General features: G+C 41.2%; 24 protein-coding genes. 9 read left to right on the forward strand and 15 right to left on the reverse strand.

Features of this window, described 5'->3' with window-relative positions; all coding sequences use genetic code 11:
* Positions 1-75: 75 nt before the first annotated feature.
* The 3 genes from QSJ46_RS00335 to QSJ46_RS00345 form a co-directional block, all read right to left on the reverse strand.
* A complete protein-coding gene (locus QSJ46_RS00335; protein ID WP_285604132.1) occupies positions 76-1,368 on the reverse strand; it encodes a hemolysin family protein in 1,293 nt (430 codons plus the stop codon).
* 48 nt (positions 1,369-1,416) lie between these two features.
* On the reverse strand, positions 1,417-2,091 hold the full coding sequence (locus QSJ46_RS00340) for a zinc metallopeptidase (protein ID WP_024423288.1): 675 nt from the start codon (positions 2,089-2,091) through the stop codon (positions 1,417-1,419).
* A gap of 81 nt (positions 2,092-2,172) precedes the next feature.
* Entirely contained in the window at positions 2,173-2,397 is a 225-nt protein-coding gene (locus QSJ46_RS00345) for a YuzI family membrane protein (protein WP_107163129.1), read from the reverse strand.
* 126 nt (positions 2,398-2,523) lie between these two features.
* On the opposite strand from QSJ46_RS00345, the gene QSJ46_RS00350 reads away from it, so the two are divergent.
* Entirely contained in the window at positions 2,524-3,510 is a 987-nt protein-coding gene (locus tag QSJ46_RS00350) for a potassium channel family protein (RefSeq protein WP_047203927.1), read from the forward strand.
* Here QSJ46_RS00350 and QSJ46_RS00355 read toward each other — a convergent pair.
* The 5 genes from QSJ46_RS00355 to QSJ46_RS00375 form a co-directional block, all read right to left on the reverse strand.
* Entirely contained in the window at positions 3,507-3,908 is a 402-nt protein-coding gene (locus tag QSJ46_RS00355; protein ID WP_024423291.1) for a YugN-like family protein, read from the reverse strand. The genes QSJ46_RS00350 and QSJ46_RS00355 overlap by 4 nt on opposite strands.
* Before the next feature lie 29 nt (positions 3,909-3,937).
* The gene (locus tag QSJ46_RS00360; protein WP_047203926.1) at positions 3,938-4,156 is read right to left on the reverse strand and encodes a hypothetical protein; all 219 of its coding nucleotides are present in this window, start codon (positions 4,154-4,156) and stop codon (positions 3,938-3,940) included.
* A gap of 111 nt (positions 4,157-4,267) precedes the next feature.
* Complete coding sequence (locus QSJ46_RS00365) at positions 4,268-5,623, reverse strand: glucose-6-phosphate isomerase (protein ID WP_024423293.1); 1,356 nt, start codon at positions 5,621-5,623, stop codon at positions 4,268-4,270.
* 126 nt (positions 5,624-5,749) lie between these two features.
* The gene (locus tag QSJ46_RS00370; protein WP_047203925.1) at positions 5,750-6,922 is read right to left on the reverse strand and encodes an iron-containing alcohol dehydrogenase; all 1,173 of its coding nucleotides are present in this window, start codon (positions 6,920-6,922) and stop codon (positions 5,750-5,752) included.
* A 120-nt stretch (positions 6,923-7,042) separates the two neighbouring features.
* Positions 7,043-8,206 (reverse strand): iron-containing alcohol dehydrogenase, encoded by a 1,164-nt coding sequence (locus QSJ46_RS00375; RefSeq protein ID WP_047203924.1) that lies wholly within the window; start codon positions 8,204-8,206, stop codon positions 7,043-7,045.
* A 144-nt stretch (positions 8,207-8,350) separates the two neighbouring features.
* Here QSJ46_RS00375 and QSJ46_RS00380 point away from each other — a divergent pair, with 144 nt between their 5' ends.
* On the forward strand, positions 8,351-8,587 hold the full coding sequence (locus QSJ46_RS00380; RefSeq protein ID WP_003212952.1) for a DUF378 domain-containing protein: 237 nt from the start codon (positions 8,351-8,353) through the stop codon (positions 8,585-8,587).
* 247 nt (positions 8,588-8,834) lie between these two features.
* On the opposite strand, the gene yugI is transcribed toward QSJ46_RS00380, so the two are convergent.
* From yugI to QSJ46_RS00395, 3 genes are all read right to left on the reverse strand, one after another.
* Positions 8,835-9,227 carry a S1 domain-containing post-transcriptional regulator GSP13 gene (gene yugI, locus QSJ46_RS00385; protein WP_008345795.1) on the reverse strand — a complete coding sequence of 131 codons (393 nt, stop codon included), beginning with the start codon at positions 9,225-9,227 and terminating at the stop codon, positions 8,835-8,837.
* A gap of 198 nt (positions 9,228-9,425) precedes the next feature.
* On the reverse strand, positions 9,426-10,619 hold the full coding sequence (locus QSJ46_RS00390; protein WP_039181074.1) for an aminotransferase: 1,194 nt from the start codon (positions 10,617-10,619) through the stop codon (positions 9,426-9,428).
* Positions 10,620-11,120 carry an Lrp/AsnC family transcriptional regulator gene (locus tag QSJ46_RS00395; protein WP_003213765.1) on the reverse strand — a complete coding sequence of 167 codons (501 nt, stop codon included), beginning with the start codon at positions 11,118-11,120 and terminating at the stop codon, positions 10,620-10,622. It lies immediately after the preceding gene.
* Between the two features lie 175 nt (positions 11,121-11,295).
* Here QSJ46_RS00395 and QSJ46_RS00400 point away from each other — a divergent pair, with 175 nt between their 5' ends.
* On the forward strand, positions 11,296-12,120 hold the full coding sequence (locus tag QSJ46_RS00400) for an alpha/beta fold hydrolase (protein ID WP_024425926.1): 825 nt from the start codon (positions 11,296-11,298) through the stop codon (positions 12,118-12,120).
* Here QSJ46_RS00400 and QSJ46_RS00405 read toward each other — a convergent pair.
* Entirely contained in the window at positions 12,117-12,377 is a 261-nt protein-coding gene (locus QSJ46_RS00405; RefSeq protein ID WP_039181076.1) for a YugE family protein, read from the reverse strand. The two genes, QSJ46_RS00400 and QSJ46_RS00405, sit on opposite strands and share 4 nt — an antisense overlap.
* 83 nt (positions 12,378-12,460) lie before the next feature.
* Here QSJ46_RS00405 and QSJ46_RS00410 point away from each other — a divergent pair, with 83 nt between their 5' ends.
* Both QSJ46_RS00410 and QSJ46_RS00415 read left to right on the forward strand, forming a co-directional pair.
* Entirely contained in the window at positions 12,461-13,636 is a 1,176-nt protein-coding gene (locus QSJ46_RS00410) for a MalY/PatB family protein (RefSeq protein WP_251181222.1), read from the forward strand.
* Positions 13,637-13,769: 133 nt separating this feature from the next.
* Positions 13,770-15,062, forward strand: coding sequence for a sensor histidine kinase (locus tag QSJ46_RS00415; RefSeq protein ID WP_285604133.1), 1,293 nt, complete (start codon positions 13,770-13,772; stop codon positions 15,060-15,062).
* Here the strand turns inward: QSJ46_RS00415 and QSJ46_RS00420 are convergent, their stop codons facing one another.
* Positions 15,063-15,239: a hypothetical protein gene (locus tag QSJ46_RS00420; protein ID WP_162860193.1), complete on the reverse strand. Its 177-nt coding sequence runs from the start codon at positions 15,237-15,239 to the stop codon at positions 15,063-15,065.
* Between the two features lie 91 nt (positions 15,240-15,330).
* Here QSJ46_RS00420 and kapB point away from each other — a divergent pair, with 91 nt between their 5' ends.
* Entirely contained in the window at positions 15,331-15,723 is a 393-nt protein-coding gene (gene kapB / locus QSJ46_RS00425; RefSeq protein ID WP_025094193.1) for a kinase-associated lipoprotein KapB, read from the forward strand.
* Here kapB and kapD read toward each other — a convergent pair.
* Positions 15,720-16,337 carry a 3'-5' exonuclease KapD gene (gene kapD, locus QSJ46_RS00430; RefSeq protein ID WP_039181084.1) on the reverse strand — a complete coding sequence of 206 codons (618 nt, stop codon included), beginning with the start codon at positions 16,335-16,337 and terminating at the stop codon, positions 15,720-15,722. The two genes, kapB and kapD, sit on opposite strands and share 4 nt — an antisense overlap.
* 217 nt (positions 16,338-16,554) lie before the next feature.
* Between kapD and QSJ46_RS00435 the strand changes: the two genes are divergently transcribed.
* The 3 genes from QSJ46_RS00435 (at position 16,555) to QSJ46_RS00445 (ending at position 20,172) form a co-directional block, all read left to right on the forward strand.
* Positions 16,555-17,733 (forward strand): MFS transporter, encoded by a 1,179-nt coding sequence (locus QSJ46_RS00435; protein WP_221885112.1) that lies wholly within the window; start codon positions 16,555-16,557, stop codon positions 17,731-17,733.
* A 108-nt stretch (positions 17,734-17,841) separates the two neighbouring features.
* On the forward strand, positions 17,842-19,743 hold the full coding sequence (locus QSJ46_RS00440) for a transglycosylase domain-containing protein (protein ID WP_047203301.1): 1,902 nt from the start codon (positions 17,842-17,844) through the stop codon (positions 19,741-19,743).
* Positions 19,744-19,761: 18 nt separating this feature from the next.
* Positions 19,762-20,172: a thiol-disulfide oxidoreductase DCC family protein gene (locus QSJ46_RS00445; protein ID WP_047203302.1), complete on the forward strand. Its 411-nt coding sequence runs from the start codon at positions 19,762-19,764 to the stop codon at positions 20,170-20,172.
* Between the two features lie 43 nt (positions 20,173-20,215).
* Here the strand turns inward: QSJ46_RS00445 and QSJ46_RS00450 are convergent, their stop codons facing one another.
* Positions 20,216-20,773: a YufK family protein gene (locus QSJ46_RS00450; RefSeq protein ID WP_039181089.1), complete on the reverse strand. Its 558-nt coding sequence runs from the start codon at positions 20,771-20,773 to the stop codon at positions 20,216-20,218.
* Between the last annotated feature and the right edge of the window lie 125 nt (positions 20,774-20,898).

The following is a 20,898-nucleotide window of genomic DNA, read 5'->3' on the forward strand; positions in this document are numbered from 1 at the left end:
CCCTTTTTATGTGAAACAAATCTTCTTACCTAAAGTTTACCAAGCAAAAAAACCTCGTCAAGCAATACGAGGTTTTTAAGAAAAGTGGACCTTTTTGACTTCAATGGTTCGAATATAGTGGTCTTCAGCATCAATGATCGTAAATTCACAGCCTTCTGCTTCAATCGTATCTCCAATGTCAAAATCAAATTTATGCGTCATCATCCAGCCTGCAATTGTATCAACATCATCATTCTCAATGGCTAAATCCAATAAATCATTTACTTCGTCAATTAACGCTTTCCCATCCATCACATAATGGAAATCACCTTTTTTCACGATGTGAGGTGTTTCATCCTGATCATATTCATCTCGAATCTCTCCGACAATTTCCTCTAATATGTCCTCTACTGTGACTAGTCCCGCTGTACCTCCGTATTCGTCTACGAGCACTGACATATGGATTCGTTCCTTTTGCATCAAAATGAGCAATTCTTGAACAGGGGTGCTTTCAATGACTCGGATCACCGGACGCATTAAGTCTTCAATAGATACATCTTGATTTAGGAAGCTCGCTTTAAATACATCTTTGCTATTGATAACTCCAATCACATGATCTTTGTCTTCTTTAATAACAGGGTAGCGTGTGTACCTTTCGTTCAGCATATAATGAGTCACATCATCCAGAGTCTGTTCAATCTCTATAGCTGAAATTTCTGTACGCGGGATCATGATCTCTCTCGCCACTCGGTTATCAAATTCAAAAATTTTATTCACATATTTGTACTCAGATTGGTTAATCTCACCCTTCTCATAGCTTTCAGATAAAATGAGTCGCAATTCTTCCTCACTAATCGCCACCTCATGTTCTTTGACAGAATGATAACCAAATAATTTCACGATGCTTCGTGCAGCTCCATTTAATGCTTTAATAAACGGGTACATGACTTTATAGAAAAAGATGAGTGGTTTTGCTGTCACAAGGCTGACGGCCTCTGCCTTTTGAATGGCAATTGTTTTAGGCGCGAGTTCTCCAACAACAACATGTAAGAACGTAATGATCACAAATGCGATGATAAACGAAAGGATGTCAGTTAATGCGGAATGAAGCCCGATTCTTTCAAAAAGCGGATGCAGAAAATGCTCCACCGTCGGCTCACCCAGCCACCCTAAGCCTAAAGCTGTGATGGTAATTCCAAGTTGACAGGCGGACAAATATTCGTCCAGATTTGATATCAGCTTTTGAACATGGATGGCCCTCTTATCACCGCTTTCAATCAGCTGGTTGATTTTAGAGCCTCTAATTTTCACAATCGCAAATTCAGTGACAACAAAAAATGCTGTCGCAGCAATGAGTAATATGACTAAAAATACGTTTAAAATGTACAAAAAAACCCTTACCTAACACTGGTAAGGGCTCACCTCCTCTGGCATCAATTAATCATTACGGCCATTTAGGAAGATCATTACAAAACGGAGCAATTCAAACAGGGAGACAAGGGCCGCTGCTACATACGTAAGAGCTGCAGCATTTAACACCTTGTTCACGCCTCTTTCTTCACTGCTTCTAATGATTCCTTCTGAAACAATGATATCTTTTGCACGAGAACTTGCATTAAACTCGACAGGCAATGTCACAAGCTGAAAGAATACAGCTGCTGAGAACAAAATGATCCCAAGCCCGATTAAGTTAAGGCTGCTGAGCAAAATTCCACCAAGGAAAAGAAGCGGAGCAACACCAGATGCAAAGTTCACGACAGGAAAGATCTTATGTCTCAAAACAAGCGCACCATAGGATTCCTGATGCTGCAAGGCATGTCCAACCTCGTGTGATGCGACTGAAATGGCCGAAATGGAGTGGCCATAGTACACAGGTTCAGATAAACGAACCACACGCTGCGTCGGGTCGTAATGATCAGTCAAAGTTCCTCTTACCGGTTCAACGGGCACATCGTATAACCCGTTTCGATCTAAAATATATCGAGCGGTTTCAGCACCTGTTTTCATACTAGATGCTTCCACCTTTGAATACTTTTCAAAATTATTCTTCACTTTAAATTGTGCCCAAAATGATAATCCCAATGCGGCAAATGTTAAAAAATAAAAAAACAGCATGCTCATCAGCTTCCTTTTTATTTTATATATTTATTTACAATTTTAATGACTTTTATGTACCATGTACAGCAAAAAGCACTAGGTCTTTTTCAGGGGAATGACCGCACCAATGAAAAAGAAGAACACACCTAAGCAAGCTGTATAAAAGGTCACTGTACCATAGAGCTCTTGAAAAAAGTGCAACCATGAAAAATCACTCATAAAATGATTCACAGCATTTAAATCAAACACGAGTAAGATGACAGCTGATGATAAAAAGTGCGCGCCAATAAAAAGAAGTGCGGTTTTTTGAACGAACGACATTCGAATTCCCTCCTTCTTCTCCCTTATTTTAAGATATGGGTTCTATTTCAATACATGACGAAGATGAAAAAATGTTTCCTCAATCGGGCATACTGACATTAGCATTCTCCTGAAAGGAAGAGTCCGATGAAATCAAACCGTATCTTTATCGCTTGGCTAAGGTGGCCGCTTTATCTTCGAATTGCCATCATCATCTGTTTCTTGCTTCTTTTTTTTGGACAATTAATCGTTTTACTTGAACCGAAGCAGTATCATACGATCTTTGATGGGATCTGGTGGGCGCTCATTACAGTCTCTACGGTTGGCTACGGTGATTTTGTGCCGCAAACCATGCCAGGGCAGGTGGCGGGTATGGCACTCATTTTTATCGGAGCCAGCTTTGTCACCGCTTATTTCGCCACACTTGCCGCAGCTGTGTTCAGCAAGCAGCACCATTATGTTGAGGGCAAGGTAGCCTTTAAGGGGAAAGGACACTTGATTATCGTCGGCTGGAACGAGAAGACGAACAAACTTCTTCAGTCGTTTCAAACGATTGATCCAGCCATGCCGATTGTGCTGATTGATGACTCCTTGAAAGAGGGGCCTCTTTTAGAGAATGTTCATTTTATTAAAGGACATGGGACCGAAGACAGCACACTCCGTAAAGCCAATATTACCGGTGCAGATGCACTGATGATTACCGCAGATCAGCATGAAAATGAAGTGACAGCCGATATGCAGAGTGTTTTAACCTTACTTGCAGCAAAAGGATTAAACCCTTCGCTATATTGTTTAATCGAAATCTTAACAGATCGTTACGTGAAAAATGCCGAACGTGCTGGTGCCAACCAAGTTATTCATACCTCTGATGCTGTCAATCATTTAATGGTTGAACATTTTCTGATAAAGGAACAGCTTACGGCGTTAACAAAAAAACGACAAATGACCTTGCATAAAAACGTCACCATCATACCTGTACCGGCTTCATTGGCTGGAGAAACCTTCTTAACAGCGCTCCATCACTTTTTAGAGCATCATGTGATCATCGTTGGCGTACAAAAAAAAGAAGGACCCATGATGAATCCTCCCTTTGGCTATGAGCTTCATCCAGAGGATGAACTGATCAGCCTTTAAAGCAGTGCGTCTTCTAATTCCTTGACGAGCGAAAAGCCAATCTCAGCATAAGCCTTTGATACATCTCCATCTTTCTCTTTTGGTTCTTGGAATTGGTTAAAGGATGCGCCCACATTTCCAACCATCGCATGATCATCTAACTTGTCTTGATATACATGTTTTAAGAGAAATGGATGTCCCATTTTCACCACAACACCTGGCTGATCCAGCTGGCCTTTCTCGGCTGTAAATGGAACTCTGAGAAAGGTATAGCCATCACGGTTATCAATTTTATAATCAAAATATCCGTGATCATAATCCCAGTTGCCATTAATGACATAACCGAGCGGCTTCATCGTTTCTTCTAAATGGTAAAGTGAAAAGCTTTCACCAGGCAGCCTGGATGGTACATGAATCATACGAAACCCTCCTTTTTGTATAGGGTTCGTTAAAGAGAGGAATTCATACATTTGCCCTTTGTGATTTGTACATTGTTTGTAAACGCGGCATCAAATAGGCTTTGATTAGATGATTGATTCGTCTCGTTATCGCTGCCGGAACCTGCTGTTTCCTTCGTAGCACTCATAGAACAAATGCGTCCGACATTGCCAAAGTTCACGATCGCCTGGCCAGAAATATCATGAATGTAAATATGATTGGTCCTCATTTTTCACCCTCCTCCATTTATTATTCTATGTACAGAACATAGGAAAGCTTGCACAGGAACCTGAAGAAAACAAAAAAGGCACACCTTTATGTAAAGGTGTGCTTTTTCGTCTTATGATTGTTTTAAACGGCTTTCAAGCTCTGCTTTTTTCTCTTCGAAGCCCGGTTTGCCTAGTAAAGCAAACATATTCACTTTATAAGCTTCTACTCCAGGCTGATCGAATGGATTGACGCCTAGTAAATATCCAGACATCGCACATGCTTTCTCAAAGAAGTACACAAGGTATCCGAATGTATAAGCATCCATCTCAGGAATTGTCACGATAAGGTTCGGTACTTTTCCATCTGTATGGGCAAGCATTGTTCCTTCAAATGCTTTTTTATTGACGAAATCAACCGTTTTTCCTGCCAGATAGTTCAAGCCATCAAGGTCTTGTTCTTCTGCTTCAATCACAAGCTCATGTCGAGGCTTGTCTACATTGACGATTGTTTCGAACAAGTCTCTTCTTCCTTCTTGAACATATTGGCCAAGTGAATGAAGATCTGTTGAGAAGTTAGCAGATGAAGGATAGATTCCTTTTTCATCTTTACCTTCACTTTCACCGAATAATTGCTTCCACCATTCTGCGAAATATTGCAAGCCTGGCTCATAGTTAATCAGCATTTCAATCGTTCTGCCTTTATTGTAAAGGACATTGCGGACGACAGCATATTGGTAAGCTGCATTTTCAGAAAGCTCAGATGAAGCGAAGTCTTCACTTGCTTTTGCCGCACCTTCCATCATCTGATCAATGTCCGCTCCGCTCACAGCGATTGGCAAAAGACCGACTGCTGTTAATACTGAATAGCGTCCACCTACATCATCAGGGATGATAAATGATTCATAGCCTTCTTCAGTTGCTAATGTTTTCAGTGCACCGCGTGCCTTGTCAGTTGTCGCATAAATACGTTTTTTCGCCTCTTCAGCACCGTATTTTTCAATAAGGAGCTTTTTAAAGATGCGGAACGCAATGGCTGGCTCTGTTGTTGTACCAGATTTTGAAATCACGTTAATGGAGAAATCTGCATCTTCCAATAGATCCATCACATCTGTTAAATAAGAAGAACTGATGTTGTTTCCAATAAAAATGATTTGTGGTGTCTTGCGCTTGCCTTTTGGCAATGTGTTATAGAAAGAATGGTTCAAAAACTCAATTGCCGCACGTGCACCTAGATATGACCCGCCGATTCCAACAACAAGCAGGACATCAGAGTCAGACTTAATTTTATCTGCACTTTTTTTAATGCGGGCAAATTCTTCGCGGTCATATTGCTTCGGCAAGTCCACCCAGCCTAAATAGTCACTGCCTGCACCCGTTTGTTCATGAATATTATGATGGGCCACCTTCACAAAATCTTTTAAATATGTAAGCTCATGTTCTTGAAAGAAAGGTAACGCTTTCGAGTAGTCAAATTGAATATGTGTCATCGCTTGTAAGCCCTCCATTACGTTAGTTCTGTCCCTTTCACTTTAGCGGAACTAGCTTTTGAAATCAAGTGATCGTCACTGGCAGAACAAAAAGCCGCTTCTTCGAATAAGAAGCGGCAATCTGGATTATAAAGAAGCTTTCAAAATCGATAGAATGTCATCACGGTTAAGTTTCATAAAGTTTCCAAAACCACCATATTCCATTTCTTTTGCTGCAATGTCGGCAATTTTGTCCAGTTGATCCTCACCAATGTCATAATCAGCTAAACGGCTTGGTGCACCAAGGCTTGTCCAGAACGCTGACAGTTTGTCGATTCCTTCTAATGCGATGTCACGATCTGACTTTCCTTCTGTTTCGATGTCAAACATGTTCAGCATAAGGTTTTTAAAGCGTTCGACATTATGATCGAGTGTGTGGCGCATCCAATTTGGGAAGAGGATAGCAAGCCCGCCTGCATGCGGAATGTCATAGACAGCCGATACAGCATGCTCAATCGTATGGGACGCCCAGTCGCCAAAGTAACCCATTTGCAGCGTGCCATTTAAAGCAATCGTTCCTGCATAAAGGATGGTTTCACGGTGTTCATAGTTTTGCAAGTCTTCAAGAAGCTTTGGTGCTGTCTCGATGACTGTTTGAAGAACAGCAAAACACATCCGATCTTGTAGAGGCGTGTTTTTGACATTATGGAAGTATTGTTCAAATACATGGCTCATCATATCGACCATACCATACACTGTCTGGTTTTCTGGCACAGAATACGTATGCTCAGGGTCTAGAATCGAAAAAGCAGGGTGAGTGACAGAGCTGCCCCACACATATTTTTCATTCGTTTCCCAGTTTGTGATGACAGAGTCCGGGTTCATTTCTGAACCAGTTGCTGCAAGTGTCAGTACTGTGCCAAACGGCAGTGCTTTTTGAGCGGTTGTTTTCTTTGAAATAATATCCCACACATCACCGTCATACTCTGCTCCGGCTGCAATCGCTTTTGTACAGTCGATCACACTCCCGCCGCCAACGGCTAATAAGAAATCAATGTTCTCCTTTTGGCAGATATCGATTCCCTTTTTCACTGTTGTGAGGCGCGGGTTTGGTTCAACACCAGACAGCTCAAACACTTCAGCATCTGCTTCATTTAACGCACGGATGACATTGTCATAAAGACCATTTTTCTTAATGCTGCCGCCGCCATATACAAGTAACACTCGTTTTCCATAACGAGCGAGTTCGCTTTTGAGTCCTTCTAGCTGTCCTTTTCCAAACATCAATTTTGTTGGATTGTAGTAAATAAAATTCTCCATCTGTTGAAACATCTCCTTACAACGAATATATCCAAAAACATGAAAGACTACTGTAACATATGTACACGATGAACTCAAAAAAAGATAACTGCCCGCAAGCAGCTATCTTTTGTTGTTCAATTATAAAGAAGCGTTCAGAATAGCTAAAACATCTTCTTTGTTGAGCTTTTTAAATTGACCAAATTCACCACGTGCCATTGCACGGTCTGCAATTAAATCAATTTTCTCATCGTTGATGTCATAATCCGCTAAACGGCTTGGTGCACCAAGACTTGTCCAGAAAGCAGACAGCTTGTCGATTCCTTCTAAGCCGACTTCTTCGTCTGTTTTGCCCGCAGGGTCTACATCGAATACACGCACCGCTAATTGTTTAAAACGGCCTGGGTTTTCTTGAATCACATGTTTCATCCAGTTCGGGAATAAGATCGCAAGTCCGCCTGCATGAGGAATATCATAGACAGCAGATACTGCATGCTCAATGTTATGAGATGCCCAGTCACCACGTGCCCCCATTGAAAGCATTCCATTGAGCGCAATTGTACCAGTGAATAAAATCGTTTCACGCAACTCATAGTTCTCTAGATCGTTGATCAACTTCGGTGCCGTTTCAATGACAGTGCGAAGAAGTCCTTCACACATACGATCTTGATAAGGCGTATTTTCCGTGTGATGGAAATATTGTTCGAACACATGTGACATCATGTCAACCATGCCATAAATCGTATGGTTTTTAGGCACAGTGAATGTGTTGACTGGATCCAGAATAGAGAATTTCGGGAAAACTGCTGGACTTCCCCAGCCATACTTCTCATTTGTTTCCCAGTTTGTGATAACTGATCCAGAGTTCATTTCAGAGCCTGTTGCGGCAAGTGTCAACACAGTACCGAACGGAATAGCTTCCATTGGGACGTGCTTACGTGTCACGATATCCCAAGCATCTCCATCGTACTTCGCACCAGCAGCGATTGCTTTTGTCGCATCAATGACACTGCCGCCGCCAACTGCCAAAATAAAATCAATATCGTTCTCTTTGCAAAGCTCGACCCCTTTTCTTACTGTTGTTAAGCGCGGGTTTGGCTCTACGCCAGAAAGTTCAGTGATGGCAGCTCCTGATTCTTTTAGGATGCTGACAACTTGGTCATAAAGGCCGTTTCGTTTAATACTGCCTCCACCATATACAAGTAATACGTTTTTTCCGTAGTGTTTGAGTTCATCTGAAAGGGCTGATACTTCTCCCTTTCCAAAAATTAATTTTGTTGGGTTCCAATAAGTAAATCGATCCATGTGATCTCCTCCTCGCGCTACATTATGCGCCTCATTCATTCCAAAAGTAAAGTAATTTGCTTTCATCCATTTTCTTACGCATAGTTTGGCTAAAAATCTGCAAAATATAAATGTATTGATGCTGTAGCGAAAGGAGGAATCACGATGAGTGCTATTCAGCGTATTGCCCTCGTGCTCACGATTATCGGTGCTATTAACTGGGGACTAATCGGCTTTTTTCAATTTGACTTAGTAGCAGCGATCTTTGGCGGACAAGGTTCTGCATTATCACGTATTATTTATGGTCTTGTTGGAATTGCAGGTCTTGTCAACCTTGGTCTGTTGTTCAAGCCAAGCGAAGAAGCTGTTCGCCGTGACGAGCCAAATCCAGAGGTTCGTTAAATAAAAGGACATAAAAAAGGCTGCCTACGTGAGGCAGCCTCAGCGTGTAGACAAACCCTCGCATTCGGTGTCAGGTCTGCACGCTGGTGCTCACGAATTCTAAATTCGCTCCGCTCCAGCAGTGCTCGCCCTTCCTAGACTTCAAAGGTTTTCTATCACGCTGAAAAAAAAGACAAAGGGCTAAAATAAAGATCATTTTAGCCCTTTGTCAACAATCTAAGGCACCGTTTGAAGCGGTGCTTTTTTATTATTTCTTGATAAGGTCTTTACGGTTTGATTGCTCAATCCACTCTTCAAGTTTATCTTTAAGTGTATTGAAACCTTGTGGTGCAGCAGCTTCTTCTTTCACTTGCTGTGGTCTTTGTTTCTTTGGTTTGCTTTCTTTTCTTTCAGGTGCTTCTTGTGTCGCACGGATAGAAAGGCTGATTTTACCTGCATTTTCATCAACAGAAAGAACTTTTACTTGTACTTCGTCACCAATTGAAAGGTGCTCGTTGATGTCTTTTACAAAGCCATGTGTTACTTCAGAAATATGCACAAGTCCTTGAGTTTCTTCATCTAATGCAACAAACGCACCATACGCTTGTAATCCTGTTACTTTACCAGTGTAAACACTGCCTACTTCAAACTTTGTCGCCATGATAACAACTCCTAAATAAATGTTTTAATATTCGTTTATACGCAATTAAAAACTATATCACAGAACGGGCAGTTACGCAAAATATTTTTTAAATGGGTTTAGATTAGATCAAAAGGGGGAATACCTGAAAACAAGAATGCTTTCTAGTATTCCCCCCTAATTTGTGAGGCATGAGTCCATTTGGATTGATGCCTTTTTTTATTTTAAGATGGCTGATGCTTCTTCCTTCACTTGTCGAGCCTGCAAAAAGCGCTGAATTCTTGAAAGTGATTCCTGAAGATGATCAAGTGACGAAGCATATGAACAGCGTATATGACCCTCACCGCTCGGTCCGAATACATTCCCAGGAACAACAGCGACTTTTTCACTTAGGAGCAGCTCCTCAGCAAATTGTTCTGATGTCATGCCTGTGCTTTTAATCGATGGGAACGCGTAAAATGCTCCGTTTGGCTGGTGGCATGTGAGTCCTAGTTCATTCAGGGAGCCGACAAACAAATTACGGCGTCTTCTATAGCTTTTCTTCATTTTCTCTACATCTTCAAGCCCATTTTTTAATGCTTCTTCTGCCGCATATTGTGCCATCGCCGGCGCGCACATCATAGAATATTGATGTATTTTCAGCATGGCATCGCGCAGTACAGGTGGTGCTGCCACATATCCTAAGCGCCAGCCCGTCATGGCAAATCCTTTAGAAAAGCCTGAAATCAAGATCGTTCTTTCTTTCATATCCTGAATAGCCGCCACGCTTGTAAAAGCTTCATCGTATGTCAGCTCAGCATAAATCTCATCCGTAATAATGAGCAGGTCATGCTCTTTCGCAAATTGAGCAATATCTTCAAGCTCTTCCTTTGAATAAACAGATCCCGTTGGATTTGATGGCGAGCAAAGCAAAATGGCTTTTGTCTTCGGCGTCAGCTTTGTGCGAAGATCAGCAGAATCCGCTTTGAAATCTTTTTCAGCGGATGTACTTAAATAGACAGGCACTCCGCCTGCAAGTGTCGTAAGCGCCCCGTATGCTACGAAACAAGGCTCTGGAATGATCACTTCATCTCCGCTGTTTAAAATCGCACGAAAGGCCAAATCAAGTGCCTGGCTTCCGCCAACTGTGATAATGAGTTCTTCTTCTGGACTGTAGTCAATGTGAAACCGCTTATATAAATAGTGGCTCAGTTCTTTTCGCAAAGAGATTAAACCTGCATTCGCCGTATAGGAGGTCAGTCCTTGTTCTAATGACATAATACTTGCTTCTCTGACATTCCAAGCTGTCACGAAATCCGGCTCACCGACACCAAGGGAGATAACCCCTTCCATTGTGGCAGCCAAATCAAAGAATTTCCGAATACCTGACGGCTGAATGCTTTGTACCGTTTCAGATAAATAAGACTTTTTCATTTAAGGAGACACCACGATTCTTTTGTCATCGTCTCCTGTTTCAAACACTTTCCCATCATGTTTATATCTTTTCAAAATAAAGTGGGTAGTTGTTGAAACAACGGAATCAAGTGTCGATAATTTTTCAGATACGAAGCGGGCAATATCAGACATAGATCTTCCGCGGATCACAACGGAAAGATCATAAACACCTGACATGAGATAGACAGACTCCACTTCCTGAAACCGATAAATCCGTTCAGCAATTTCATCAAATCCAACGCCTCTTTTTGGTGTCACTTTTACATCAATCATTGCTGTAACGCCTTCATGGCCATCCACTTTTCGCCAGTCAATCATAGTTGAATAATCAATAATGACTTTTTGATCTTCAAGTTTTTGAATGATGGCTTCGGCTTCTTCTGTTGTCACGCCTGCCATTTTTGCAATTGTATTTAAATCGGCACGGCTGTTTTCATCTAAAATCTCTAATATTTCAGTTTCTTTTTCTGTTAGTTTCATTTGATTTCACACCTCAGATTATAAAAGCTAGTTTTAAAAAATCTTCTGAACATTATAGCACGTTTTTCCCATTATGCTAAGCAGGGAAAAGATTCTAATGATAGCTTAAAATCCACTTTTTAGGGTACAATACAGTCACCTAACAGAGAGAGTATCAAGTATCGGAGTGAAGATTGTGGACATTGTTCAGCCAGCTTATATGAAAAGTACATTCGGTTTAGATATCTATTACGAGCACTATCCAAATGAGGGCAAGAAGACATTGATTTTAATTCACGGTCTCTTCTCTTCTACCTTCAGCTATCGAAAACTCATCCCGCTTCTGAAACAGGACTTCAATTTAATTGCAATAGATCTGCCGCCATTTGGACAGTCCGAGAAGTCGAATACGTTTATTTACAGCTATCGCAACATGGGAAAAATTATTATTGAGCTAGCTGGTTATTTACAGATTCAGCATGCGATTCTAGTAGGCCATTCAATGGGCGGACAGATTGCCTTATACGCTGCCACTGAGCGGCCGGACCTATTTGAAAAGGCGGTTCTTTTGTGCAGCTCTGGATATTTGAATAAGTCAAAAAGATCACTTGTTTACAGCACATATATTCCTTATTTTTATCTGTATCTAAAAAGAAAGCTTTTAAAACAGGGCATTATGAAAAATTTAACTGCCGTTGTGCATGATCACTCCATCATTGATCAAGAGATGGTCGACGGATATTTAAAACCGTTTTCAGATGATCAAATCTTTCGGGGGATCTTTCGTTTGATTCGGCACCGGGAAGGAGATTTAACCTCGGACGTTTTAAAGAAAATGGAAACACCCGTGCTGCTCATTTGGGGCGAGGAAGATCGAATCGTTCCCATTCAAATAGGCGAAAGACTGCACAAAGATCTGCCGAATTCGACCTTACATGCATTAAAAAAAACCGGGCACCTCATTCCTGAGGAAAATCCGGTCTTTGTGTCTGATCAAATCGGACATTTCAGCCTGTCTTAGCGTGAACAGGAGCTGCTGTCTCGCAAGACAAAAAGCTGATTTGCTATATGCTGACAGCTCTCTATCGGAAGAAGCTGTTCAAATGAGTGATGGTAGATGGCTTGAATCTCTTTTGCTAAAGATAACGGGTCTTCTGCGTCGTATAATGCACTGATGACGTCAGCAGGCTCCGTTTCATAAAAATCCTCTCCATAATGAAAAGGGTCCCATGCCTTAATGAATTGAATCATCTCTTCTACAGCTTGACTATCTTTCATCGGTATCACCGCTTATAATAAATTTTGTGATGTTTATTTTAGCACAACCAAGAATGGTTGAAAAACAGCTAGAGGTGGGTTTCATGAATTTCGACGAACAGATCATACGTAAAGGTTCAAAATCAGTGAAATGGGATCAAGCAGAGTCTTTGTTCCTGACAACAGATGCCCTCCCGATGTGGGTGGCCGATATGGATTTTAAAGCGCCGCAGGTCGTCCTTGATGCATTGAAAGAGCGATTAGACCATGGTGTATTTGGCTATGCATTTCAAGATCAGGATACGCAGCAGGCAGTAGCTGGATGGCTCAAAAGAAGACACGGATGGACCATTCAGACAGAAGCGGTCACTTTTACACCAGGCATCGTAACGGCACTTAGTTTTGCTGTTCAAGCCTTTACAGCACCGCATGACGAAGTAGTTATACAGTCACCAGTGTATACACCTTTTTATCAAATGATTGAGCGAAATGGACGTACAGTCTCAACCAATCCTTTAAAAATAGAAAACAACCGTTATATGATGGATTTTGATGATTTAGAGAAAAAACTGAGCAGGCCACAAGCAAAGCTGATGTTCCTATGTCATCCGCATAATCCGTCTGGAAGAGCGTGGTCAAAAGAGGAATTAAAGCAAGTCGGAGACCTCTGTGTGAAGCATGGTGTCACGGTCATATCAGATGAGATTCATTCAGATTTAATGCTTTACGGGAAGCAGCATGTGCCCTTCGCCAGCCTTTCTGACGACATTGCACATATCACGGTAACGTGTATTGCGCCGAGTAAAACCTTTAATCTAGCGGGTCTGCAGGCATCTGCTATTATCATTTCAGATGAAGAAAAAAGAACCCTTTTCACCAATGAATTGCAAAGAAACGGACTGTCCAAACTGAATGCATTTGCGATTCCAGCGATGGAAGCAGCATACCGTCACGGGGATGAGTGGCTTGATGCCCTTGTTCTTTATCTCGAAGGCAACATGAAGATGGCGATGGACTATATTGACGAATATCTTCCAAATATGCGTTATATGAAACCAGATGCTTCTTATTTATTGTGGCTGGACATTCAGGATTATCAATTCAGTCGAGCGGAATTAAAGCGGAATCTGCTAAAAAAAGGGAAAGTGATCCTAGAGCTTGGCCACGTGTACGGACACGAAGGAGACGGCTTTATTCGGATGAATCTCGGCTGTCCTGCTTCAACAGTCAAAGAAGGACTGAAACGTCTTCATCAAGCGTTCACGCCATCAGCTGAATAAGATCTATACGGTAGAAAGAACATCCTAACGGGTGTTCTTTTTAAAGAAAAAAACCCTCCTTTTATCATATCTACTTTGTACATGAAATGATATAATGAGAGGAATTACTATTATTTACGAGGAGAGCATTTAAATGGAAATGTTCAAGGATTTTCTGCTCCATGTATCTTTTATTCTATTACCAATCTTTTTATATCATGCGCTATGGTTAAGCCGGACCCCTGCTCATTTCCCAAAAACGAATAAACTGCTCATCACAGTATTCGCATCCATCTCTTCAGCACTATGTATTATGTATCCAGTTGGTTCGATTTTAGATTTGCAGACTGGGCTTCAATCTATTCCCCTTGTACTTGCTATTTTATACGGAGGATACATGGCGGGGAGCGTTGCCATCTTGATAAGCATCATTGTCAAATTCGTGATGTATGGCTCTTTCTTATGGATTGGACTCATTGTTGTCCCAATTTACTTTTTCATCCCATTCCTGTTCTACCGAAAATGGCATCAATATTCAAAGCCAAATAAGCTTTTTTACGGAGTGCTTATAGGTTTATCCAAAGGATTCTTTATTTACATTGGACTGCTTGCGGTCAGCTTACTTGAATACAGCCCAGCTTTTATTATGCAGCAAAAGCTCCTTGAGTTATTTTTCTCAACTCTTTACTACATATTCTTTCTTGTGCTCAGTATCTATTCCATTGAATTTGTTAAAGAAAATGCGGAAATGAGAACACAGCTTGTCCAGTCAGAAAAACTGACCATTGTAAGTGAACTTGCTGCAAGTGTCGCCCATGAAGTACGCAATCCGCTGACAGTTGTGAGAGGGTTTATTCAATTGCTCTTTTCGAGTGATCATACAAAAGAGCCGCCTGCCAATAAAGATTATAAAAATCTCGTTCTGTCCGAATTAGACCGGGCTCAGGACATTATTACGAGTTATCTTGACATTGCAAAACAAAACTATTATCAAATTGAATCACTCAATCTATCTAAATTACTTGAGGAATGTGCATCACTGATGACATCCTATGCAAATTTTAAATCGGTCACGATTCATCAATCCATTGAACCTGACTTATACATTCAAGGTGACGTAACGAAGATCAAGCAAGTCATGATTAATTTAATCAAAAATGCGATAGAAGCAGCTCCCGAACATGAAGGAAAGGTTGAACTTTTTGCTTCGAAAGAAAATCATAAAATCTGCCTTTATTTCGTTGATAACGGTGTAGGTATGACCGAAAGCCAAATGAAAAAGCTTGGCGAACCGTATTACACCTTGAAAAACAAAGGAACTGGACTTGGGCTGACAGTGACTTTTTCAATTATTGAAAATCACCATGGAACCATACGTTTCAAAAGCTCGCTGCAGTCTGGAACAACCGTCACCGTAAAATTTCCTGAAGATACAAGAAGAAAATGATTAATCCATTTTTTTTGTTCTTTTTTCATCTATCCGCTCCTGCTTCTTAGACGCACGCACGATGAGACGAAAACAAATAAACGCAGCAATAAAGAAAATCACCGTGGTGATCGCCGCCGGGATGTACTCCCTTTTATCTTCAGGAAAATATAGTAGAAAAAGTACGATGAATGACATCTCGCCATTCCCCCTTTTGCTCGTTTACTTCACTATATTGGCTAAAAGAAATGAAATACCTTCCTACGAGAAGGAAATGGAGGAATTTCACATGACAGACATTCAAATTGGACAAGTTGTGAAAGGTTTTTATAAAACAGGTGTATACGTTGGGGAAGTGACAGCAGTAAAACCATCGACCTATCTCGTTCAAGTAAAAGCCGTTCTGACACACCCCACTCAAGGCGACCTGCATCATCCGAAAGAAGCAGACGTGCCTTTTTTCCAGGAGAGGCGGGCTTTGGCCTATAGAGAACAGACAAATATCCCTCATCATATGGTGAAGCCTTATGATGGCGATATACCTGATTATGAAGAGTCACTGAAAGAAGCTGTAGATAAATTGAAACAAGCACTCCGTGCGGATGATTCCAAATGGGCTGAAAAATCAAGAGCGTGCCTATCCTCTCTTGAGAAAGATTATTTTCCAGAAGACGTCCGCTAATCAGCCGAATCAAAAAAATGTGAGAAATCGATCAGCTCACCAATTTTGGTTGTTTGCGGATTTTCCACATAGGCTCTGTCTTTTTCAAAAAGGGTTAACAGCTGATAAGTCGTCATGGCATCATCGAGTGCTTTATGATGCTTACCAGCTCCTTCACTGCCATATTCCTTTGCCGCTTTTCGAAGCCCTGTCAGTGTGCGGTCACCAAAAAAGGTTTTATATTCAAAGGCAAGATCCCTCAGCTTCCCCTTAAAAGGAAAGCTAATATGATTAAGCATACAATTTTGCTTCAATACCTTCATGTCCATGTTGCCCCACGTAATAATCTCACAATTCTCTCCCCCATCAAGTGACACGAGCTTCTCGATAAACAACTCAAATGAAATCCCGCTCTCTACATCCTCCTGCGTAATTCCGAGGAATGATTTACAGCGCTTCGTCAGCTTTGGGAACTTTTTCGGTTTGACGTAGCTGGAGAATGTGTCTATGATCGTTTCATCTGCTGCTTTCACTACTCCAGCTTCAATAATTTCAGGAAAAAAATTTTGTGGATGATATTTTCCATCAGGCATCGTAAATTCAAAATCGACCACAAGCACCGTCTTCTGTTCCACCAGTTTCACCTCACTTTTTCGTCAGTTTTCATTCTCATACCATTATATTAAGACGGACCTTGAAATCACTTCATTTTCGTGAAAATAATGCAGATTCACTACGCCCAACCTATTCATCTGATGAAAGATCGTTTATTTTCCTTTATAATTATTAAGGAACACGAAATAAATAAAGAAGGTGGTCTCTATCACAAACAGGAAGAAAAACTTGTACATCATGTGGTTTGTGAACTTTTTTGTATCTGCGAGCATTACAATGATCGTCCCTTTTTTATCACTTTACATAGAATCTCTTGATAGTAGCTATTCAAATGAATTTGTTCAAAGATGGAGCGGCTATGTCTTTGGGGTCACTTTTTTAACGGCCTTCCTGATCTCTCCGATTTGGGGGCGGATTGGCGACCGGCATGGCTATAAAAAGATATTATTAATTAACGGTATTGGCATCGCCACAAGTATTCTATTAATGGGGCTTGTTCACACCGTGTATCAGCTATTCGCATTAAGGCTCTTCATGGGGCTTGTCACAGGCTTTATCTCGACTTCAATGGCACTGATTTCTGCACAGACCGAAAAGGCAACTGCCGGTAAAACCCTTGGAACGATGCAGATGAGTAATGTCGCCGGAGGATTGTTTGGTCCATTAATGGGCGGATTCATGGCAGACAGCGTCGGATTTATTTATACGTTTTTCCTCACAGCGGCTGTCATTTATGTGTCAGCTATTGTGATTATCTTCGGAGTGAAGGAACAGCCGATCCGGTCAAAAGAAGCAAAGCGTGTTTCTTATTCACGGAAGGATGTACTCTTTCACATTTTCAAACAGCCTTTACTTATAGTCACGATGCTTTTAACGTTTATTACACAAGTAGGGAACTTTAGCATTCAGCCGCTTTTGGCTTTATACATTCATGATTTACATGGTCCTGTCAATCTCGCTTTTTATGCGGGGCTTGCATTTTCTGCAACTGGACTTGGCAATTTGCTGTTTACGCGAAAATGGGGAGATCTCGGAGATCGAATTGGTCATGATAAGGTGCTGCTTGCCCTTCTCATCCTCTCCTCTATTTTATTCATCCCGCAAGCGATGGCGGATTCATACGTGATGTTAGTCATTTTCCGTTTCCTATACGGCATGGCACTTGGCGGCATTATTCCGTGTACGACGGCGTATATTCGGATCAAAGCACCTGCTTCTATGCAAGGGGAAGTGCTCGGATACAATGTCAGCTTCCGCTTTCTTGGGAATGTCGTCGGTCCGGTAATCGGCGGCATTGTGGCGAGTCATTACGGGATTCCAGCTGTCTTTTATGTCACTGCCGGCATTTTTCTGTTTGGCGCTTTATTTTTATGGGCGGTCCGCTCGCATGCGAAGACAAAGGAAAGGAGTGTCTGATCATCTTCAGACACTCTTTTTTTCTTGCAGAAAAGCCTTATTCACTAGACTTCACGCCCATTCTTTTCTAAAAATAACCTTCTCGTATTCGCAAAAGAATGGTACGATATGGCTAGAAAATTGAAGAAAGTGAGTGACCTCATGTTTCGTGCAATCATTGGTTGGTTATTACTTGCTGCCCTCATCCCATTATTTGCTCTGACTTTTTATCTATCAAAGGAAGAAGCTGCAAGTGTAAAGCCTGTTAACGAAGTGCTTGATCAAAAAATCAAGCTGGAAAAGATAGATTTTTCCCAAAACAGTTATATGTATGACCGGGATGGTTCTCTTATCTCCGAGATCGTCTCAAACGATGAGAACCGAGTGTTTGTGAAATACGATAAAATTCCTGAACCTGTGAAGGAGCTGTTCCTTCGTTCAGAGGACCGCAACTTTTATGACCATAAAGGAATTGACTTTATGGGGGTGGTTCGTGCACTTGCTGCAAACGTCAAAAACCATGGCATCAGCCAAGGAGCGAGTACGATCACACAGCAGCTGTCCCGCAACTTATATTTAAGCCATGAACGTTCGTTCAGCCGAAAGTTTACAGAGCTGCTCTATTCCTATGAACTTGAGCGGAAATTCTCTAAAGATGAAATTCTCGAAAGCTATTTAAATACGATTTATTTCAGTAATGGTGTTTACGGTGTCGGTTCTGCGGCTAATTACTATTTTGATAAGCCGCTTAGTTCTTTAACACTTGCACAAATGGCATTTATCTCTGCTATTCCAAACAACCCAACACTGTATGACCCATTAAAACAGTTCAAGCACACAAAGAAACGCCAAGAACGGCTGCTTGGTATTTTGAAGAAAGATGGCGTCATCACCAAAAAGCAATACAAAAAAGCCGTCAAAGAAAAAATCAGCCTATCCTTAAGTGAAAAGAAAAACCTTTATCCTGATTATGTGACATATGCCAATGAAGAGTTTACCGATCTTGTGTCTGATCAGGAGGGCTTTACAAAACGATTGAAGAAGGCCAAAACGGCTGAAGCAAAAAAGGCCATTCAAAAAGAATTATCTGAAAAGGTCAGTGCTCTGCTCCAGGATGGCGTGAAGATTTATACGGCGCTTGACCCTTCCTTACAGCAAAGAGCTGTCTATCAGCTCAATGCTCAATTGCCTTACCAAGGGGTCGAAGGCGGATCAGCCGTCATTAATCATGAAACGCATCAAATTGTTGCACTTGCTGGCGGGAAAAACTATAAGAAATTTGATTTCAACTACGCTTATCAAGCGCAAAGACAGCCTGGTTCTGCGATTAAGCCGCTTTTAGACTATGCGCCTTATATTGATCAAACCGGCGCAACAGCTTCAAGCACCATCAGTGCCGGCAAGTTTTGCAGCAGCGGATACTGCCCGCAGAACTATAATCATAAAACGTATGGAACAGTCACACTTGAAACAGCCTTTAAAAATTCTTACAATACCCCTGCGATCCGAATGCTGGATACAGTAGGTGTCAAAAAAGGCTTCAGCTATTTAGAGAAGTTCTCATTCGAGCATATCGTAGCAGATGATTACCGCCTTCCTTCTGCACTTGGCGGATTTACAAAAGGCTTCTCACCGCTAGAAATAACAGATGCGTACACCGTTTTTGGCAACCAAGGAGCCTACACACAAAGCCATTCGATCACAAAAGTGACAGACTTAAACGGCAAGACCCTTTACAAGTGGAAAGAGTCGCCAAAGCAAGTATATTCTCAGCGGACAAATGAAACGATGCGTAAGCTTCTTTCCTCCGTTGTGAAAAGTGGAACAGGGAAAAAAGCGAATTTCAATGCCCCTTACATCGGTGGTAAAACAGGAACATCCAATGACTACAAAGATATTTGGTTTGTGGGACTGACAGATCAGTACACAATGGGTGTCTGGGTCGGAAGAGATAGAGGAACGGTTGAATCGATTTATCGTTCAAGCCCGCACTTACGTATTTGGAAAAATACGATGCAATACGCCAGATAAACAGGAGGTTTGATTGCGATGCATTCAACACATCCATCCCATTTAATTTTATTTGACGGTGTCTGCAACGTGTGCAGCGGAGCTGTTCAATTTGTGATTAAGCGCGATCCGAAAGAACAGATGATGTTCGCTTCATTACAATCAGATACAGGACAGCGTATTTTAAAGGAAAACGGTTTGCCTTTAGAAGAGTTCAATTCATTCATTTATATTGAAAAAGGAACACTTTATACGAAGTCAACAGGCATCTTAAAAGCCGCGCGGCATTTAAAAGGGATCTACAGATGGAGCTTTTTACTCCTTGCCATACCTCGCCCAATCCGTGATTGGTTTTATGAGCTGATTGCAAAAAATCGCTACAAATGGTTTGGTCAAAAAACATCTTGTATGATGCCTACACCCGATATTCAAAAGCGGTTTCTTTCATAAAAAAAGCATCCTCCAATGATAGGAGGATGCTTTCTTTGTCTGCTTACGAAGGCAGACTTGCCATCACACTGTTATAAAGCTTAATAAATAAGTACAAAATACCGATCAAAAACGTCGCCCAAAACAGCAGAATAAACATCATAAATCCAATCAAATTCAGCATATTAAGCGATTGATAAATGCGAACCACAACCCAGATAAAATAGACAAGACTTGCTAATGCAAAAAGTCCGACTAGCAGAATGAGCTGCTGCGTCAACAGAAATGCAAGCAAGCTGGCAAATAAATAAACAACGGATGCAATCCGAATTTTCTTTAAGTTCTCCCCTTCAGGGTCCTTAGCGAAAAAAAGTAACGCCAGCTCTAATACCGTATCTGCAATCAGTTTTAAGGCAGATAAGATCATAAAATAAACAAGTGCAAAAGCGGCAAAGAGAGCAAGACGGATGCCCTGTTCTGAGAAAAATTCCAGCATTCCTTTTAAAATACCTGCTTGAGTCAAGAAATCAGTTGTGATACCTACTGTAAAAATCGAAAAAGCAGAGCTGAATAGTAAGATTGAAATCAGCGGAAAATATCCAGTCAAATATGTATTTTTCATAAATAGTTCCTTTCTCATAAGCTCACATTTATTATGGCTCACTTAAAACGGATTGACAAGATGCTTTCAAAGTAAACTGACAGCAAAATCAAATTTATGATTTTGCACGTACATTCCTTCACAAA

Source organism: Bacillus sp. YKCMOAS1 (assembly GCF_030268125.1).
In the GTDB taxonomy this organism is placed as follows: domain Bacteria; phylum Bacillota; class Bacilli; order Bacillales; family Bacillaceae; genus Bacillus; species Bacillus safensis.

What these genes read in the sequence shown, in the direction of transcription:
- QSJ46_RS00375 (WP_047203924.1), bottom strand. Translation starts at nt 8,206, where the DNA reads ATGGATCGATTTACTTATTGGAACCCAACAAAATTAATTTTTGGAAAG.
- QSJ46_RS00345 (WP_107163129.1), bottom strand. Translation starts at nt 2,397, where the DNA reads ATGTCGTTCGTTCAAAAAACCGCACTTCTTTTTATTGGCGCGCACTTT.
- QSJ46_RS00410 (WP_251181222.1), top strand. Translation starts at nt 12,461, where the DNA reads ATGAATTTCGACGAACAGATCATACGTAAAGGTTCAAAATCAGTGAAA.
- QSJ46_RS00360 (WP_047203926.1), bottom strand. Translation starts at nt 4,156, where the DNA reads ATGAGGACCAATCATATTTACATTCATGATATTTCTGGCCAGGCGATC.
- QSJ46_RS00370 (WP_047203925.1), bottom strand. Translation starts at nt 6,922, where the DNA reads ATGGAGAATTTTATTTACTACAATCCAACAAAATTGATGTTTGGAAAA.
- QSJ46_RS00350 (WP_047203927.1), top strand. Translation starts at nt 2,524, where the DNA reads ATGAAATCAAACCGTATCTTTATCGCTTGGCTAAGGTGGCCGCTTTAT.
- QSJ46_RS00405 (WP_039181076.1), bottom strand. Translation starts at nt 12,377, where the DNA reads ATGAAAGATAGTCAAGCTGTAGAAGAGATGATTCAATTCATTAAGGCA.
- QSJ46_RS00445 (WP_047203302.1), top strand. Translation starts at nt 19,762, where the DNA reads ATGCATTCAACACATCCATCCCATTTAATTTTATTTGACGGTGTCTGC.
- QSJ46_RS00440 (WP_047203301.1), top strand. Translation starts at nt 17,842, where the DNA reads ATGGCTAGAAAATTGAAGAAAGTGAGTGACCTCATGTTTCGTGCAATC.
- QSJ46_RS00365 (WP_024423293.1), bottom strand. Translation starts at nt 5,623, where the DNA reads ATGACACATATTCAATTTGACTACTCGAAAGCGTTACCTTTCTTTCAA.
- kapB (WP_025094193.1), top strand. Translation starts at nt 15,331, where the DNA reads ATGACAGACATTCAAATTGGACAAGTTGTGAAAGGTTTTTATAAAACA.
- QSJ46_RS00420 (WP_162860193.1), bottom strand. Translation starts at nt 15,239, where the DNA reads ATGTCATTCATCGTACTTTTTCTACTATATTTTCCTGAAGATAAAAGG.
- QSJ46_RS00390 (WP_039181074.1), bottom strand. Translation starts at nt 10,619, where the DNA reads ATGAAAAAGTCTTATTTATCTGAAACGGTACAAAGCATTCAGCCGTCA.
- QSJ46_RS00380 (WP_003212952.1), top strand. Translation starts at nt 8,351, where the DNA reads ATGAGTGCTATTCAGCGTATTGCCCTCGTGCTCACGATTATCGGTGCT.
- QSJ46_RS00450 (WP_039181089.1), bottom strand. Translation starts at nt 20,773, where the DNA reads ATGAAAAATACATATTTGACTGGATATTTTCCGCTGATTTCAATCTTA.
- QSJ46_RS00355 (WP_024423291.1), bottom strand. Translation starts at nt 3,908, where the DNA reads ATGATTCATGTACCATCCAGGCTGCCTGGTGAAAGCTTTTCACTTTAC.
- yugI (WP_008345795.1), bottom strand. Translation starts at nt 9,227, where the DNA reads ATGGCGACAAAGTTTGAAGTAGGCAGTGTTTACACTGGTAAAGTAACA.
- QSJ46_RS00415 (WP_285604133.1), top strand. Translation starts at nt 13,770, where the DNA reads ATGGAAATGTTCAAGGATTTTCTGCTCCATGTATCTTTTATTCTATTA.
- QSJ46_RS00435 (WP_221885112.1), top strand. Translation starts at nt 16,555, where the DNA reads ATGTGGTTTGTGAACTTTTTTGTATCTGCGAGCATTACAATGATCGTC.
- QSJ46_RS00395 (WP_003213765.1), bottom strand. Translation starts at nt 11,120, where the DNA reads ATGAAACTAACAGAAAAAGAAACTGAAATATTAGAGATTTTAGATGAA.